At 71.2% G+C, this 16,408-nt stretch carries 15 protein-coding genes and 1 pseudogene; 7 read left to right on the plus strand and 9 right to left on the minus strand.

Annotation, left to right across the window (positions count from 1 at the left end):
• Positions 1-155: 155 nt before the first annotated feature.
• From ABD832_RS42125 to ABD832_RS13035, 6 genes are all read right to left on the minus strand, one after another.
• Positions 156-710 carry a TIGR04076 family protein gene (locus ABD832_RS42125; protein WP_425582582.1) on the minus strand — a complete coding sequence of 185 codons (555 nt, stop codon included), beginning with the start codon at positions 708-710 and terminating at the stop codon, positions 156-158.
• Positions 658-1,083: a DUF4440 domain-containing protein gene (locus ABD832_RS13015; RefSeq protein WP_344893513.1), complete on the minus strand. Its 426-nt coding sequence runs from the start codon at positions 1,081-1,083 to the stop codon at positions 658-660. Before ABD832_RS13015 ends, ABD832_RS42125 begins: the two co-directional genes overlap by 53 nt.
• Before the next feature lie 20 nt (positions 1,084-1,103).
• On the minus strand, positions 1,104-1,787 hold the full coding sequence (locus ABD832_RS13020; RefSeq protein WP_344893518.1) for an amidohydrolase family protein: 684 nt from the start codon (positions 1,785-1,787) through the stop codon (positions 1,104-1,106).
• Entirely contained in the window at positions 1,784-1,963 is a 180-nt protein-coding gene (locus ABD832_RS13025; protein WP_344893521.1) for a hypothetical protein, read from the minus strand. Before ABD832_RS13025 ends, ABD832_RS13020 begins: the two co-directional genes overlap by 4 nt.
• Before the next feature lie 227 nt (positions 1,964-2,190).
• Entirely contained in the window at positions 2,191-3,525 is a 1,335-nt protein-coding gene (locus ABD832_RS13030) for an ABC1 kinase family protein (RefSeq protein ID WP_344893524.1), read from the minus strand.
• A 62-nt stretch (positions 3,526-3,587) separates the two neighbouring features.
• Entirely contained in the window at positions 3,588-4,688 is a 1,101-nt protein-coding gene (locus ABD832_RS13035; RefSeq protein WP_344893527.1) for a ThiF family adenylyltransferase, read from the minus strand.
• 275 nt (positions 4,689-4,963) lie between these two features.
• Between ABD832_RS13035 and ABD832_RS13040 the strand changes: the two genes are divergently transcribed.
• From ABD832_RS13040 to ABD832_RS13050, 3 genes are all read left to right on the plus strand, one after another.
• On the plus strand, positions 4,964-5,749 hold the full coding sequence (locus tag ABD832_RS13040) for an enoyl-CoA hydratase/isomerase family protein (RefSeq protein ID WP_344893530.1): 786 nt from the start codon (positions 4,964-4,966) through the stop codon (positions 5,747-5,749).
• A 141-nt stretch (positions 5,750-5,890) separates the two neighbouring features.
• Positions 5,891-6,424: a M48 metallopeptidase family protein gene (locus ABD832_RS13045; RefSeq protein WP_344893533.1), complete on the plus strand. Its 534-nt coding sequence runs from the start codon at positions 5,891-5,893 to the stop codon at positions 6,422-6,424.
• Entirely contained in the window at positions 6,421-7,134 is a 714-nt protein-coding gene (locus tag ABD832_RS13050; RefSeq protein WP_344893536.1) for a hypothetical protein, read from the plus strand. Before ABD832_RS13045 ends, ABD832_RS13050 begins: the two co-directional genes overlap by 4 nt.
• Positions 7,135-7,139: 5 nt before the next feature.
• Here the strand turns inward: ABD832_RS13050 and ABD832_RS13055 are convergent, their stop codons facing one another.
• From ABD832_RS13055 to ABD832_RS13065, 3 genes and pseudogenes are all read right to left on the minus strand, one after another.
• Positions 7,140-8,162, minus strand: coding sequence for an endonuclease/exonuclease/phosphatase family protein (locus ABD832_RS13055; protein WP_344893539.1), 1,023 nt, complete (start codon positions 8,160-8,162; stop codon positions 7,140-7,142).
• Between the two features lie 147 nt (positions 8,163-8,309).
• Positions 8,310-8,856, minus strand: a pseudogene (locus ABD832_RS13060) (NUDIX hydrolase).
• Positions 8,853-10,190, minus strand: coding sequence for a zinc-dependent metalloprotease (locus ABD832_RS13065; RefSeq protein ID WP_344893542.1), 1,338 nt, complete (start codon positions 10,188-10,190; stop codon positions 8,853-8,855). The pseudogene ABD832_RS13060 and the gene ABD832_RS13065 overlap by 4 nt, the downstream one beginning before the upstream one ends.
• Positions 10,191-10,272: 82 nt before the next feature.
• Here ABD832_RS13065 and ABD832_RS13070 point away from each other — a divergent pair, with 82 nt between their 5' ends.
• The 4 genes from ABD832_RS13070 to ABD832_RS13085 all read left to right on the plus strand — a co-directional run bounded on the left by ABD832_RS13070 (position 10,273) and on the right by ABD832_RS13085 (position 16,397).
• Positions 10,273-11,343, plus strand: a complete 1,071-nt coding sequence (locus ABD832_RS13070; RefSeq protein ID WP_344893545.1) for an NAD-dependent epimerase/dehydratase family protein — start codon at positions 10,273-10,275, stop codon at positions 11,341-11,343.
• A gap of 185 nt (positions 11,344-11,528) precedes the next feature.
• Positions 11,529-11,954: a molybdenum cofactor biosynthesis protein MoaE gene (locus ABD832_RS13075; protein WP_344893548.1), complete on the plus strand. Its 426-nt coding sequence runs from the start codon at positions 11,529-11,531 to the stop codon at positions 11,952-11,954.
• Between the two features lie 92 nt (positions 11,955-12,046).
• On the plus strand, positions 12,047-13,093 hold the full coding sequence (locus tag ABD832_RS13080; protein ID WP_344893551.1) for a YlbL family protein: 1,047 nt from the start codon (positions 12,047-12,049) through the stop codon (positions 13,091-13,093).
• Between the two features lie 352 nt (positions 13,094-13,445).
• Complete coding sequence (locus ABD832_RS13085; protein WP_344893554.1) at positions 13,446-16,397, plus strand: UPF0182 family membrane protein; 2,952 nt, start codon at positions 13,446-13,448, stop codon at positions 16,395-16,397.
• Positions 16,398-16,408: the final 11 nt, after the last annotated feature.

Genomic DNA, 16,408 nt, shown 5'->3' on the forward strand with positions numbered 1-16,408 from the left:
GGTGAGAGATCAACCGAGGGGAAGGAGGGGTAGAGCAGGGAGGAAGAGGAGGGCGATGAGCACGACACTTGGTAGGAATATGGGTCCTCTGTTCTCGTGATGCGGTGTTGTGGTGCTCATGAGGGTGCCCCGTACACACACAAGGTCGGCGGAGTTCATCCGGCGGCGGCCGGTCCGTCTGAGGGCGAAAAAGACCCCATCACCAGCCGTTCCATTCGGTCGGGCGGGTGAGGCTGTGCTGGGCCGCAGGGAAGTCGCTCCGCCAGACAAAAAAAGCTACTGGGGGGTGAAAAGTCCCCGTGGGCCAGGTCGCGCTGCTTTGGTGTCGCGAGGAAGGGCAGGACCGCGGCGAGCGCGTAGACGCAGAAGTGCTTGCCGTCGGGGAGCCGCAGGTGCGCGCTCCGTTCCAGGGTGAAGCAGTCGCCCACCTCCATCCCGCAGACGGACCTGCCCTCGATGCGGTCGACCACGACACCGCAGGTCGTACAGCTCCATGTCACCACCGGAGGCGCCGTCAGTGCCGTCAGCGCCGTCAGTCCCCTCGGCTCCGGAGGTGCCGTCGGCGACACCTCCGGCGCCGGTGTTCGCGTCGTCGCCCATGCCCGTCCCCTTTCCGGCCCGTGCGGGCCGCGGATCCCTTCCGCCCATGCCGTGTCCTCACCCGTGCCCGGTGAGCAGTTCCGAGTGGTGGTGGACGATGAGCCAGTCACCGCCGACGCGGCGGAGCACGTCGGTCACCCTGCTGTGCTGGGCGGGCCCGCCCGTCGGCTCGGCGACCAGCACGTACCGCGCCACCCCGGTGTCGCCCCACACGTCGATCCGCTTGTCCTCGGCCGCCAGCCGGTCGAGTCCGGGACGGGCGCCCGAGGTGTCCCGCCGTCCCGGTAGGCGTCCAGCTCCGAGCGGGTCCGCAGCGGTCCCCGGCAGATGCGTCTCCCAGGTGGTCACCTCGGCGTGCAGGTGCCGGTCGAACCGGGCGCGGTCGGCGGCCAGGAAGGCGTCGTACATGTCGTCGATGCCCGCGGCGATCGCGGTGGCGTCCGCCCCGGCGTCCGTTGCGGAATCGATTGCGCCGTTGCTCACGGGCCCTCCCGTCCGGTTGCTCACGGTCTCTCCCATCCCGACCGGTCGTCGCGGACGACCCGGCCCGCCTTCATCACCCAGCGGACCCCGCGGAAGGCCGAGGTGGCCTCCAGGGGGTCGGCGTCCATGGCGATGAGGTCCGCGTACTTCCCCGCCTCGACGGTGCCGAGGTCGGCGTCGGCGCCAAGCCAGCGCACCGGGCCGAGCGTCCCGGCGTGCAGCGCCCCGGCCGGGCCGAGCCCGCCGTCGGACATGAACTCCAGCTCCCGCACCGTGGCGTTGGTCCCCTCGAACGCCCAGAACGGCGGCATGTCGCTGCCCAGCAGGACCTCCACCCCGGCGTCGAGGGCCATGGCGTAGCTCTCCAGGTGCCGGGGTCCGGCGCCGAGCGAGCGGCACTGCATCCACCCGGGCACGCCCAGCTCGTCGAAGAACTCCTTGCAGCGGGTGACGAGCAACGTCGGCACCAGGGCCGTCCCGTGCCGGGCCATCAGCTCCGCCACCTCGGGGGTGAGCTGGTAGCCGTGCTCCACGCAGTCCAGGCCCAGCTCGACGGCCTCGGCGATCACCGCCGCCGGTCCGGCGTGCGCGGTGACCTTACGGCCCCAGGCGTGCGCGGTCCGCACGCGGGCGGCCATCTCGTCGGAGAACAGCTGCGGGGTGTCGATCCTCTCGTGCTCCCCGGCGATCCCCCCGGAGATCATGATCTGATGAGGTCCGCGCCGGCCTTGATCTGAGCGCGTACCCCCCGGCGGAACCCGTCGGCGCCGTCGCACTCCAGGGTGTCGCCGCCCTCGTGCCCGTGGCCCCCGGTGCAGACCAGGGCGCGGCCCGCGGTGAAGATGCGCGGGCCACACCACCGCGCGCGCCGACGTCCCATGCGGGACGTCCCCCCAGGGTTTCCCGGTCTGCCACGGCTCTGGGCGACGGCCCGACCCCACCTCGCCACCGGCCCTTCTCGCCGGGCGCCGACCAGGAGCCGACCGGCCGCACCTGGTCGGCGACCGAGAGCCATGGGAGACCGGCTGGCGACAGAGAGCCGGCCAGGAGCCGGCCAGGAGTCGGCCGAGAGCCGGTGGGGCCCCGTCACCCGGTCGTCGATCTCTCTCAAGCGTTCGTGAGGGGCTCCCCGGTGTCCTCGTCGGCGAAGCCGGGCACCCAGCGGATGACCTCCTCGCGGAAACGGGCGGTCGCGCCGAGCTGGCAGAGCACACCGACCCCCGCCGCGTGCACCCGATGGATGAGGACGTAGGAAGGAGGCAGGTTGAGCTGGCGCACCACGTTGCCCGGACGCAGGTCGGTGGCCATGGCGGCCTGCCGCTGGAGCCATTCCCTGCTGAAGGAGAACTCCTCGACCTGGGTCGGCTCGACGTAGGGGGCGAGGAAACCCCGCAGGGCTTCGACGTCGATCTCGATGTGCGGCAGGATGAACCCCTCGTCACGAAGGCCCCGCAGCACGGCCTCCATGTCGCCGTTGTTGAAGATCCTGGTCAGCTTCCCGAAGACGGGCGGGTAGCCGTCGGGCATCCGGTTGACCGCGCCGAAGTCGAGCACGCACATCCGGCCGTCCTCGACGATCCGGAAGTTGCCCGGATGCGGGTCGGCATGGAGCATGCCCACCCGTGCCGGTGAGGAGAACAGGAACCGGACGAGCTGGAGGCCGGCCCGGTCGCGCTCCTCCTGGGTGCCGCCGGTGATGATCCGCGACAGCGGGATGCCGTCGACCCACTCGGAGACGAGCACCTGCTCGTTGGCGGCGATGACGTCGGGGATCAGGAAGTCGGGGTCGTCCTTGAACTCCAGGGCGAAGGCGTGCTGCGCCTCGGCCTCGCGCAGGTAGTCGAGCTCCTCCGCGACCCGCTCGCGCAGCTCGCTCAGCACGGCCTTGATGTCGAGGCCCGGAAGGAGCACCCCGAAGAGCTTGCCCAGCCGGGCGAGCTGGTTGAAGTCGGAGAGCAGGGCCTTCCCCGCCCCCGGATACTGGATCTTGACCGCGACCGTGCGGCCGTCGTGCCAGACGGCCTTGTGCACCTGCCCGATCGACGCGGCCGCGGTCGGGATGTCCTCGAACGACAGGAAGTTCTCCCGCCAGTCGTCGCCCAGCTGCTCGATCAGGACCTTGTGCACGGTCGCCGCGGGTAACGGCGGGGCCGCGTCCTGAAGCTTGGTCAGGGTCGCCCGGTAGGGGCCGGCGACCTCGGCGGGCAGTGCCGCCTCGAAGATGGAGAGCGCCTGGCCGAGCTTCATCGCCCCGCCCTTCAGCTCTCCGAGGACCTTGAAGATCTGCTCGGCGGTGCGTTCCTGGATCTCCTGGGCGACGATCTCGGCGGACTTGCCCCCGATCCGTTTCCCCAGGCCCATGGCGGTGCGGCCGGCGAACCCGATGGGAAGAGCCGCCAGCTTGGCGGAGCGCGCAACGGCGCGGCGCGGAAGGTCACTCACCTTGATTAGCGGCGTGTCCCCCGTACAGCGAGACGCCGCTCCCTCCCTTCGCTGTGGTGTCGTCAGCGACAGGTGGCCGACGCGACCATTGTTAGCGAACCCAACTCGTTGCGAAAGCAACGACATTGAGGATGAACACTCCAGGATCGCCTCTTCCAGCTCCAATCTGGCAATACTTCTACTGTGCTGTTGGTCACAGCCGGTTCGCAGCCGTCGATCAGGGCGAGCGCGTGACCGGCGGCGGACGCGGCCACCAGCGCCGACAGCGCCGCCCCGCACGCGTGTTCTCCTGCGGGGAAGCCTCCGAGCCGGGCACTGACGACCGGCCAGCCGGGGTCACGATCCCGCCGGGTCAGCTCCAGGCAGTTCAGGCAGGTGCTCCGTCCGGGCAGCACCAGCGGGCCGACCGAGCCCGACCCCTCGAAGGCGGTCACCAGCAGGTGCGGGATCTCCCACTCCAGCAGCTCCCTGACCAGGAGGCCGTCCAGCGGCACCACCGGCGCGAGCACCGCCAGGTCGGGCGGCGGGGCTCCGTCGGACGGCCGTGCCGCCCCGTCGCCGGTCCACGCGGTGATCCCGGGGGCCAGCCTCCTGGCCACCGCGACCGCGCCGTCCTGCCTGCTCATCCCCACCTCCGGCCAGCCGAGCCCGCCGGGCACGACGTCCCGGCGACGGGCCGTACCGGGATCGACGACGCAGAGATGACCGATGCCCGACGCGGCCAGCAGGGCGGCGACCTGCGCACCCACCCGGCCAGCCCCGTAGACCCGGATCCGGGCCCGGCGCCTGCGTTCCAGCGTGGAGAGCCCGCCGTCGATCGTGCCGGGGGAGAGGGAGAGCGCGTCGAGATCGGGCTGCAGCCGGTCGCGTTCGGCGATCTCGAGCGTGCGCAGCGGACCGGGACCGGCGGCAGCGTCCTCCACCACGCCCCGGCTGACCAGCAGATCGAGCAGGACCCGGCCGTTCTCCTCACCCAGCCCCGCCGCGGCCGCACCGGCCAGCACGCCCGCGACGTCCCGTACGCCGTCGAGGCTCTCCACCCAGCGGCGGACCTCGGGATCGAGATCGGTCAGCATCACCGAGTGCCGTGAGTGCAGGCCGAACTGCAGGGTGCGTCCGTCCCGGGCGACACGTCGCAGGGCCGGCTTCAGGCGTGGTCTCATCGAACGGTCCTTCGTGGTCGGGGGGAGAAAGGCCCGCGGGACGATCCGTGAAGCGGGCCGGGCGTGCAGCGTGCCACGCCCCCGGAAGATCCCGGACGACTTCTCCCCGACCTGTGGATAACTTTCCGCCCGTGGACACCCATGGACACCCATGGACGCTCAAACACCCGGACGCCCGGATGCCCCGACGCCCGGATGTCCCGACACCCGGCCCCCCGTGGATGCCCCTGGACGACGCCCCGCGTACCGACCCGTCGTGGGTTACGCTCCCCGGCATGGACGAGCTCTTGGTCGAACGGCACGACGACGGTGTCGTGGTGCTCACCCTGAACCACCCCGACCGGCGCAACGCGATGACCGACGGGATGACCGCCCGCTGGCGGGAGACCATCGCCGGGCTCGCGGCCGACAAAGACCTGCGGTGCGTGGTCGTCACCGGGGCAGGGAACGCGTTCTGCTCCGGAGGGGACCTGTCCTGGCTCGCCGAGCGGGGCGCCGAGGACGTGCCCGCCCTGCGCGAGCGCATGCTCGGTTTCTACCGGACCTGGCTGGCGATCGCCGACCTGGAGGTGCCCACCCTGGCCGCCGTCAACGGGGCGGCCGTCGGAGCGGGGCTCTGCCTGGCCCTGGCCTGCGACCTGGTCTACGCCGCCGAGGAGGCCAAGCTGCTCGCCCCCTTCACCTCGCTCGGCCTGCACCCGGGCATGGCGGCCACCTACCTGCTCCCCAGGGTGGCCGGGGTGGCCCTGGCGAGGGAGATATTGCTCACAGGCCGGACCCTGACGGGCCGCGAGGCGGCGTCCGCCGGGCTGGTGACCAGGGCTTTCCCCCGAGCGTCCCTGATGACCGAGGTGATGGAGATCGCGTCGCGCACCGCGGCCAACGCCCCGATCGCCACCCGGCTCACCAAGGTCGCCCTGGCCGGCGGCGGACACGCGGATCTCGGGGCCGCGCTGCGCTGGGAGTCCCTGGCCCAGCCGGTCACCATGGCCTCGGACGACATGATCGAAGGGCTGGCGGCCCAGAGAGAACGACGGCCCCCGCGATTCGGCAACGCGTGAGACGGCCGATATCCAGGTTAATTCGATAAGACGCGGCCATAGTCGATCACTCATGTCGAACAACCGGCGAACAGTGATTGACCAGCGGGAACGTGTTCTACCCTCTGGTGTGAATTCGCCATTCTCGGCTACCGTTCATATGTGCCCCCCGAGACAGTCGAGGTCCGCCGAAGTTCTCGCCGCCGGCGGACGGTTTCTGCGTACCGCGACGGCGAGAAAACGATCGTGCTCCTCCCCGCCGGTCTGAGTAGCACCGACGAGGAACAGTGGGTGCGTCGCATGCTCGATCGACTCGCGGCCAAGGAGCAGCGCAGGCGTCCCTCGGACGACGACCTCCTCGAACGGGCCACCGACCTCTCGACCCGCTACCTGGACGGGCAGGCGACGCCGTCGAGCGTGCGCTGGGTGGAGAACCAGCAGCACCGCTGGGGGTCGTGCACCCCCGACCACGGGACCATCAGGATCTCCACCCGGCTGCGGGGCATGCCGGCGTGGGTGGTCGACTACGTGATCATGCATGAGCTCGTCCACCTGCTGGTGCCGAGCCACGGCCCCCGGTTCTGGGCGCTGGTGGAACGTTACCCCAGGGCCGAGCGGGCCCGCGGCTTCCTGGAGGGATTCTCCACCGCGACCCACGGCTCCCAGGAGGACCACGGCTCCCCGGAGGAGTGGTGACGGAGGATCGGGTGGTGGCCGTCCTGGTCACGCCCTCCGCGGCGGACGCGGCCCCTCCCGGTGTCGACGCCGCCACCTTCCTGACGGCGGTCGCCGAGGACGCCTACGAGCTGGTCGCCGGACTCGACTTCGTCTCCCCGGTCGTCGTCAGCAGCGTCCCGGGCATGGAGGAGATCGTCTGGCCCGGCACCCCGGTCGTGCGGATCCCCGACCTGTCCGGGGTCGCCCTGGTCCAGGCCGCCTTCGCGGCCCTGCCCCACGGCGAGCAGGCGGTCCTGCTGAGCGCGGACGCCCCCGACCTGCCGCCGCTGCTCATCGGCAAGCTCTTCCGCGAGCTCGGCCGGGCAAGGATCGCGGTCTGCCCGGCCGCGGGGGGCGGCGCGGTGGCGCTGGCCGCCCACCTGCCCTACCCGGCCTGGGCCGAGGCCGGTCTCGACGACCCCGATCCGGTCACCGCGCTCCGCGCCTCGGCGCCCGGCAGGCGCATGGTCGCCACCGGGCCCGGCTGGCACCGGCTGCGCACCCCCCGCCGACATCGGCCTCCTCGACCCGGGCCTGGAGGGCTGGGACAACACCCGGGCCCTGCTGTCCGCCTGAGCCCTCCCGGGGTCGTCGGCACGAGCCGGGGTCCGCACGGTGCCACGAAGCCCGCGAACAACGCCCCGGCCCGCGCCGTCCACGGACGTCAGGGCCTGTCTGAGCCCGTCTGAGCCCTTCAAGGCGCCTCGGGACGGGGAAGCCGCAGGTCGGCGAAGACGGCACGGTGATCGGTGCCGGGGACGGTGTGCACGCTGACCTCGTTCACGCCCACCCGCCGGTCCACCACCACGTGGTCGATCGTGATCAGCGGCGGCACGCGGTCGTTCACCGGCCACGTGGGGGTGAGCCCCTCCCCGGCGCCGTCTGCCGCGTCCAGGTAGCCACGGCCCAGGAAACGCCGCATCGCCGCGTGGTCGAGGCTGGCGTTGAAGTCACCGGCCAGGATGCGGATCGTGCCGGGCACGGCCGACGGCAGCGCGTCCAGCGCGGCCGTCCAGTCGTACACCTGCCTGCCCAGCGGCGGGAAGGGGTGCACGTCGACGATCTCGACGGGCGGGGCACCGGGAACGGTCATCAGGGCGGCGGGCATGTTGTGCCCGATCGCCTCGAACAGGTTTTTCCTGGCGGTGAGCGGATACCGGGCGTACAGGCCGCTGCCTCCGGCGCTCCACTCCGGTTCCAGCACCCGGTACGGCATGATCTCGCCCAGCCCGGCCGCGTCCAGCTTCTCGACCATCCCCGGGGTCAGCTCCTGGGTGCTGAGCACGTCGGGCCGCAGCCTCCTGACCAGGCCCATCACCGCGTCGGGCTCGGCGTGCCCGAACAGCGTGTTGATCGTCAGGACCCTCAGGGGCGTCCCGGCCACCGGCTCGGCGGAGCGGAAGGCCCGGGGCAGGACGCTGAGACCGAGCGCCGTGGTGGTGATCAGCGCGACCGCGGTCGCCGTCCGGTTGCGGGACAGCGCGGCCAGCAGCAGCGGCAGCAGCGAACCCGCCGCCACGTACGGGGTGCCCGTCATGAGCTGGGTGGTCAGCGAGTCGCGTTCGAGCCCGGCGACCCGGGCCACCGCCCAGGCGGCGAACGGCGTCACCGCGGCCCACGCCAGGGCACTGGGAATCCGCCAGCGCCGCCGGCGGGTTCCCGGGACGGGGCCCTTGGTCTTCCCGACACCCCTGTCGGTCACGATGTCCACGCTCACGGTGCCCCGATCCACTACGCCCGGCTGACGGAACGAAGATATCCAGCACAAGGTGAGGCAAGCGTAAAACGGTCCAACACCGGCGGAAGCCCGGCATCCACCCGGAACCGGCCCGCACCTGCTCCGGTCCCCGGGCCCGGCCGGGGCTCAGCCGGAGCGCAGGACCTCGCGGGTACGGCGGACCAGACGCCGGGTCGCCTCGTCCGAGAGCTCGGGGATCTCCTCCACCGGGAACCAGCGCAGGTCGAGCGACTCCGCGCTGATCACCGCCTCCACGCCCGCCGGCGCGACCGCCCCGTACTCCACGTCCAGGTGGTAGGTGTGCGGGGGGTGGCACCAGACCACGTGGCGGTCGAGCGCCAGCGGGCCGGGCAGCAGCCGCAGCCCCCGCGATACCGGACTCCTCGACCGCCTCCCGCAGCGCCACCGCCTCCAGGGAGGTGTCGCCGCGCTCGCAGTGGCCTCCCATGGGCAGCCACATCCCGGCCTTGGGGTGCAGTGTCAGCAGGACCCGCTCACCGTCGTGGGAGAGCACCGCGGTCGTGGCCGTCAGGTGGCCGCTGACGCACTCGCGCCACATCGCGTCCTCCTCGGCGTCCAGGTGGTCGAGGAACTCCTTGCGGAGGATCTCCTCCTCCGCGGTGGGAGCCGTCCAGCCGGTGAGCAGGTCGCGCGCTCCGGTGCGCAGGCTCACGCGCCGCCGTCCCTCCTGCCGTCCCCGTCGCCGTCCTTGCCGTCCGCGTCGCCGTCGTCGGCCTTGCCGGTCCGCTCCCCGGTGGCGTCCTCACCGTCCCGCAGGGACGCCTCCAGGGACGACAGGTCCAGCTCGGGCTCGCCCCGGACGAACCGCTCGGGGGCCTCGAGGTCGTCGGCGGTGGGCATCAGGTCGGGGTGGTCCCAGACCGCGTCCCGGCCGTCCACGCCCCGGTCGGCCTCCAGGGCCTGCCACAGGACGGCGGCCTCGCGCAGCCTCCGGGGCCGCAGCTCCAGGCCGACGAGCGTGGCGAAGGTCTGCTCCGCGGGCCCGCCGGTCGCCCTGCGGCGCCGTACGGTCTCGGCCAGGGCCGTCGCCGAGGGGAGCTTGCCGTCGGCGGCCCCGTCCACGACCGTACCGACCCAGCCCTCGACCAGGGCCAGCATGGTCTCCAGCCGGGACAGGGCGGCCTTCTGCCGCTCGGTCTCCTCCGGCTTGAGCAGGTTCCCGCCGCTCAGCGCCTGCTGGAGCTGCTCGGGGTTGTTGATGTCCAGGCCGCGGAGCTGCTCCTCCAGCGCGGAGGCGTCGACCGTGATGCCCCTGGCGTACTCCTCCACGGCGCCGAGCAGGTGCGCGCGCAGCCACGGCACGTGCTGGAACAGCCGGTGGTGGGCCGCCTCGCGCAGGGCGAGGTAGAGCCGGATCTCCTCCGCGGGCGTCTCCAGCCCCTGGCTGAAGGCCGCGACACCCCCGGGAAGCAGGGCGGCGCTGTCGGAGAGCGGCAGGCCGATGTCGGTGGAGCCGATCACCTCGAGCGCGAGCGAGCCGACGGCCTGGCCGATCTGCTGGCCGACCATCATGCCGCCCATCTGCTTCATCATGCCCATCAGCGGCCCCGCCATGGCCTGGGCCTCGGCGGGCAGGCCCGCGGCGCCGAGCGTGCCGCTCATGGTCTCGACCATGCGGGCGGCGATCGGGTCGCAGAGCTTCTGCCAGACCGGGACGGTCTTCTCGATCCACTCCGAACGGCTCCACGCCTGCGGGTTGTTCACCCCGCTCGGCAGGGCCGTGGCCTCGTTCAGCCATAGATCGGCCAGGTTGAGGGCGTCGACGATCTGCCGTCGCTCGCCCTCCATGACACTGGGATCGCCCTCGGCGACCACGACGTGCCGTGCGACGTTCTTCGCCATGTCCCAGTTGACGGGACCTGAGCTCGGCGGGGCGGAGAGCATGTCGGCGAACTGGCGCATCGCCGCCGCGATCTGCTCCGGGTCGCCGAACATGGCGAACGGGTTCTCGTTGGGGTCGTTTTCCCGACCTGGCAAGTCAGTCACCGCTCTACCTCGTGCAGGATGGAGGAGTCCACATCCGCCACGTTATCCGTCGCATGGCGGGTCAGTGCAAAGTGAGGACCCGGTGCCTACCTCGAAACGCTCCCGGCCCCCCGTCGTCGCCGTCACCGGCGCGGCCTCGGGCCTAGGCCGCGCATTCCTCACGAAGGTCGCCTCGTCTGCGGATTTCCGCAGGGTCGTGGCCATCGACGAGCAGCGCGGCGACGTGCCCGACGTCACGTGGCGGGTGATCGACGTCCGAGATCCGCTCTTGGCGAACCGCATATCTGACATCGACGTCCTCGTCCATCTCTCGGTCGACTACACGCTCGGCGCCGACCCGGCCGAACGGCGCGCCTACAACCTGCGGGCCGCCCAGACGGTGCTCACCGCCAGCGCCGCCGCCCGGGTGCGGCGGGTCGTCCTCGTCACCAGCGCCATGGTGTACGGGGCCGCTCCCGACAACCCCGTCCCGCTGCCGGAGGACTCGGCGGTCGCCGCCGAGTCCGACACCGGCGTGGTCGGCGATCACCTGGAGATCGAGGCGCTGGTCCGGCGCTCCCTGCGCAGCCACCCGGGTCTCGACGTGACCGTGGTCCGGCCCGCGACCGTCGTCGGCCCCGGCATCGACAACGTGCTGACCCGCCATTTCGAGTCCCCCCGGCTGCTGACGGTCAAGGGATGCACCCCCCGCTGGCAGTTCTGCCACGTGGACGACCTGGTCTCGGCACTGGAGCTGGCCGCGCTCGGCACGGTCTCCGGCGTGGTGGCCGTCGGCGGCGACGGCTGGCTGGAGCAGGAGCAGGTCGAGGAGATCTCCGGGCTGCGCCGGCTGGAGCTGCCCGCCGGGCTGACCTTCGGCACCGCCCAGCGCCTGCACCGCATCGGCGTCACCCCGGCCCCTGCCACCGACCTGCACTACGTGGTCTATCCCTGGGTGGTCGACTGCGCGGCGCTGCGCGAGGCCGGCTGGAGACCGCTGTGGACCAACGAGGCCACGTTCAAGCAGCTCCTGGAGCTGCGCGGCGGCAGGCACACGGTGGTGGGCCGCAGGCTGTCGGGCAAGGAGGCCACGCTCACCGCGGCCGGCGCAACCGTCGCCGTCCTGGGCACCGCGGCGATCGTCCGCGCCGCCCGCAAGAAGCGCCGCACCTGACGGCCGCGGGAAGGGCGGCACGAACGATCGGGACGAACGAGGCGGAAGGGGCGACGGGGAGCACCGGGGAGCGCAGGGACGCGCCCGGCGAGGGAAGCGACGGTGCCCGGAAGGCCGCCCCGCGAGGGGATCACGGCAGGATGCGCCACCGGGGGCCGTTTCTGCGGGGCGGTACGCTTTGGGACGTGGACGTCATCCGGCTGCTCGGCATTCGCGACGACGCGCTCTCCGTGGACGAGGTGCTCGCCGCCGTCGGCGACCACGCCGCGGGCGGCACGGCCGTCTTCATCGGCACGGTACGGGACCAGGACCACGGCAGGCCCGTCACGGCCCTGTCCTACTCGGCCCACCCGAGCGCCACCGACGAGCTGCGCCGGGTGGCCGAGAAGATCGCCGCGGACTTCCCGGTGACCGCCCTGGCCGCCGTGCACCGGGTCGGCGACCTCAGGCTCGGTGACATCGCGGTGGTGGTCGCCGTGGCCGCCCCCCACCGGGGCGAGGCGTTCGAGGCCTCCCGCAGGCTGATCGACGACCTCAAGGCCCAGGTCCCCATCTGGAAGAACCAGCTCTTCACCGACGGATCCTCGGAGTGGGTGGGGGCCTGCGAGTGAGATCGTCCACCGGATCCGCCGGGTTCGCGGCCTTCGGCGCGGCGGTGCGCGGGTGCGGTGTCCGGACCTGTCGTACGGCATAGGCTTTGTCCATGTCCCGACGAGCGCTGACCCTGATGGTGGCGGGCTTCCTCACACTCACGCTCGCGCTGGTCGGCGCCTTGTTGCCGGTGCCGTACGTGGTGCTGAGCCCGGGTCCGACGGAGAACACCATCGGCGAGTTCGGCGGCAAGCCGGTGATCAGCATCGAGGGGCGCCCGACGTACCCGACCGACGGCAAGCTCAGCCTCGTCACCGTCGCCTACCAGGGCGGGCCGGGCACCCGGATCGACCTGTTCAGCGCGCTGCGCGGGTGGATCGACCCCACCATCGCGGTCGTGCCGGAGGAGACGATCTTCCCTCCGGCGACCACCGCGAAGGAGGTCGAGGAGCAGAACACCCAGGAGATGACCGGCTCCCAGGACGACGCCACCGCGGCGGCGCTGACCGAGCTGAAGATCCCCTACACCTCGGTGGTGACGGTGAACTCGATCGAGAAGGGGCTGCCGGCCGACGGCCGCTTCAAGAACGGCGACGAGATCGTCTCGGTGGACGGCACGCAGGTGGCCGAACGGGAGACCGTCTCCACCACGGTCCGCCGCCACAAGGCCGGCGAGCGGGTCTCCTTCGTCGTCAGGCGCGGCGGGCGGAACGTGACCGTCGACGTCCCGACCACGGCCGGCAAGGACGGCACGCCCATCGTGGGCATCACCATGCGCGTCGGGTACCGCTTCCCCTTCACCGTCAAGATCAACGTCGGTGACGTCGGCGGGCCCAGCGCGGGGATGATGTTCTCCCTGGGCATCGTGGACAAGCTCACCCCCGGGTCGATGACCGGCGGCACGTCCATCGCCGGGACCGGAACGATCACCTCCGAGGGCGACGTCGGGGCGATCGGCGGCATCCAGCAGAAGATGGTCGGCGCCAGGAAGGCCGGCGCGACGGTCTTCCTCACCCCCGCCGACAACTGCGCCGAGGCCGTCAGGGCGATCCCGGACGGGCTCAGGCTGGTCAAGGTCGACACCCTCCACGAGGCCGTACGGGCGGTCGAGGCGATCCGTACCCGCACGGGACCCGTGCCGAGCTGCCCGGCCGGCTGACCCCCTCTCGTCCCACGCCCGGCCGGCCCCCTCCCGTTGATCCCCTCCGGTCGTCGGCGCCCTCCGGTCTCGCGTCCGCCCCGCCTGCGGCGACCGGTCCGGCGGCCCGCGCGGCACGCCCTTCGGCCCCCGGCAGGGCACGGCTTCATTCCGAAGCGCGCCACGGGGCACTCATCGGGCCCCTCGTACGTTGGGACCGGTGGACCCGAGACCGTGCGGGGGTTGTGGCCGGACCGTGCCCGAGAGGCTGAGCCCGCCCCAACTCCCGCCGGTGTAGGTTGCCAGACACGGACCGTGCTCTTACGACAAGGGGTTGGCCTTGAGCTTCCGGACCCCCGGAGCCGGCAGGGCAATGCGCTTGCCCCGCCGGCCGCGACTGCTGCTTCCCGTCGCGATCGCGCTGGTCGCGATAGTGGCGTTGTTCTTCCTTTTCGCCGGTATCTTCACTGATTACCTCTGGTACGACTCGGTCGACTACACGGCCGTCTTCTCCGGTGTGATCGTCACGCAGATCCTGCTGTTCGTGGTCGGTGCCCTGCTGATGGTCGGCATCGTCGGCGGCAACATGCTGCTGGCGTACCGGATGCGGCCGATGTTCGGGCCCGGGATGTTCGGCGGTGCCAGCGGCGCCGACCGGTACCGGATGGCCCTCGACCCGCACCGCAAGCTGATCTTCCTGATCGGCGTGGCGATGCTCGGCCTGTTCTCGGGATCCACGTTCTCGAGTCAGTGGAAGACCTGGCTGGAGTTCGTCAACGCGACGCCGTTCGGCGAGACCGACGCGCTGTTCAAGTGGGACATCTCCTTCTTCATGTTCACCTATCCGTTCATCCGGATGGTGCTGAACTTCCTGTTCGTCGCGGTGGTGCTGTCGGCCCTGCTGGCGGCGGTCGTCCACTACCTGTACGGCGGGTTCCGGCTCCAGTCGCCCGGGGTGCACGCCTCGCGCGGCGCCCGAGCCCACCTGTCGGTGCTGCTGGGCGTCTTCGTGCTGCTGAAGGCGGTCGCCTACTGGGTCGACCGGTACGGGCTGGTCTTCTCCGACCGGGGCTTCAGGCACGGCGCGTCGTACACCGACGTGAACGCGGTCCTGCCCGCCAAGACCATCCTGGCGATCATTGCCCTGATCTGTGCCGTCCTGTTCTTCGCGGGGGTCGTGCGGCCCGGTGGCATGCTGCCCGGGGTCGGCTTCGGCCTGCTGGTGCTCTCGGCCGTCCTGATCGGCGGGGTCTACCCGGCCCTGGTCGAGCAGTTCCAGGTCAAGCCGAACCAGCAGGGCAAGGAGCAGGAGTACATCAAGCGCAACATCGACGCGACACGAAAAGCCTACGGCGTCAACGGCGCCGAGGTGATCGACTACACGGCTCAGGGCGACCCGAGCAAGGTCAACGTCACCGCCGACAGCTCCATCTCCGGCGTGCGCCTGCTCGACCCCAGCCTGGTCGCCAAGACCTACCAGCAGAAGCAGCGGATCCGCGGTTACTACGACTTCCACGAGCCGCTCGACGTCGACCGCTACCCCGACGCGGACGGCACCGTGCGCGACACCGTCGTGGCCGTGCGAGAGCTCACCGGCCCCCCGGCCGAGCAGAACAACTGGATCAACCGCCACCTCGTCTACACCCACGGCAACGGCTTCGTGGCCGCGCCCGGCAACGAGGTCGACAGCGAGGGCCTGCCCAACTTCGACGCCAAGGACATGCCGGTCACCGGCGCTCTGGTGGAGCGGACCAAGCTCACCGAGTCGCGGATCTACTTCGGCGAGGCGCCCGGCTCCACCGAGTACGTCATCGTCGGCGGCACCGGCCAGCAGAAGCAGGAGCTCGACTACCCCGAGAGCGGCGGCACCGGCCAGAAGAACACCACCTACGACGGCAAGGGTGGCGTCCCGGTCGGCTCGTTCCTCAACCGGATGCTCTACGCCGCCAAGTACAGCGAGATCAACCTGCTGCTCTCGGGCGACGTCAACGCGAACTCCAAGATCCTTTACGAGCGCAACCCGCAGGAGCGGATCGCCAAGGTGGCGCCGTTCCTGAGCCTGGACGACAACCCCTACCCGGCCATCGTCGGCGGCAGGGTCGTCTGGATCGCCGACGCGTACACCACGTCCAACGCCTACCCGTACTCCCAGAGCAAGAGCCTGGAGGCGATGACGAGGGACACCATCACCGACCCGCGCCTGGTGGTGCCGCAGCCGCGCGACCAGATCAACTACATGCGCAACTCGGTGAAGGCCGTGGTCGACGCCTACGACGGCACCGTCAACCTGTACGCCTGGGACGAGAAGGACCCCATCCTGCAGACCTGGCGCAAGGCCTTCCCGGGCGTCATCAAGCCGCAGACGCAGATGGCCGCCGAGCTCAAGCAGCACCTGCGCTACCCGGAGGCGCTGTTCAAGGTCCAGCGTGACGTGCTTTCCCAGTACCACATCGCCGACCCGAACGCCTTCTACAGCGGCCAGGACTTCTGGAACGTCCCGAACGACCCCTCCTCGGGCGAGCAGAACGTCAAGCAGCCGCCGTACTACCTGTCGGTCAAGATGCCGAAGACCTCGGCACCGTCGTTCTCCCTGACGACCACGTTCGTGCCGCGCCAGGGACCCAACCTGGCGGCGTTCATGGCCGTGGACGCCACCCCCGGGCCCGACTACGGAAAGCTGCGCATCCTGCGCATGCCCTCCAACACCACGATCCCGGGTCCCGGCCAGGTGCAGAACAACTTCCAGAACAAGTTCTCCGGCGAGCTCAACCTGCTCGGACTGGGCCAGGCGAAGGTCCGCTACGGCAACCTGCTGACCCTGCCCTTCGCCGACGGCCTGGTCTACGTCGAACCGGTCTACGTGGAGATCGCGGCCGCCTCCGGCCAGGAGCCGTACCCGATCCTGCGCCGGGTCCTGGTGGCCTACGGCAGCAAGGTCGGCTCGGCCGACACGCTCAAGGGTGCGCTCGAACAGGTCTTCGGGGGCGGCACGCAGACCGCGCCGCAGGAGACCAAGCCCGACGAGAACCAGCCGGCGGAGACCAAGCCCACGGGCGAGCTCGCCGTCGCCATCGACGAGGTGCAGAAGGCCTACGACAAGGCGCAGAACGCTCTCCGGGAGGACCCGCCGAACTGGGTCGAGTACGGCACCGCCCAGAAGGAGCTCCAAGCCGCCCTGGAGAGGCTCAAGGGCCGCGCCGCGGCGGCGGGGGCGACCCCCACGCCGTCACCGACGTCCGGGACACCCGTGCCCTCGGCGTCCCCGTCGGTGTCACCGTCCGCGACCCCCGCTCCCTCGGTGACACCGTCACCGTCACCGAGTTAGCGGAGGTCATC

This window comes from Streptosporangium longisporum (genome assembly GCF_039534895.1).
Classification (GTDB): Bacteria; Actinomycetota; Actinomycetes; order Streptosporangiales; family Streptosporangiaceae; genus Streptosporangium; species Streptosporangium longisporum.

Excerpts from the sequence above, each read along its gene's own strand:
- ABD832_RS13085 (WP_344893554.1), top strand. The coding sequence starts at position 13,446 with ATGCGCTTGCCCCGCCGGCCGCGACTGCTGCTTCCCGTCGCGATCGCG.
- ABD832_RS13025 (WP_344893521.1), bottom strand. The coding sequence starts at position 1,963 with ATGGGACGTCGGCGCGCGCGGTGGTGTGGCCCGCGCATCTTCACCGCG.
- ABD832_RS13040 (WP_344893530.1), top strand. The coding sequence starts at position 4,964 with ATGGACGAGCTCTTGGTCGAACGGCACGACGACGGTGTCGTGGTGCTC.
- ABD832_RS13035 (WP_344893527.1), bottom strand. The coding sequence starts at position 4,688 with ATGAGACCACGCCTGAAGCCGGCCCTGCGACGTGTCGCCCGGGACGGA.
- ABD832_RS13020 (WP_344893518.1), bottom strand. The coding sequence starts at position 1,787 with ATGATCTCCGGGGGGATCGCCGGGGAGCACGAGAGGATCGACACCCCG.
- ABD832_RS13080 (WP_344893551.1), top strand. The coding sequence starts at position 12,047 with ATGTCCCGACGAGCGCTGACCCTGATGGTGGCGGGCTTCCTCACACTC.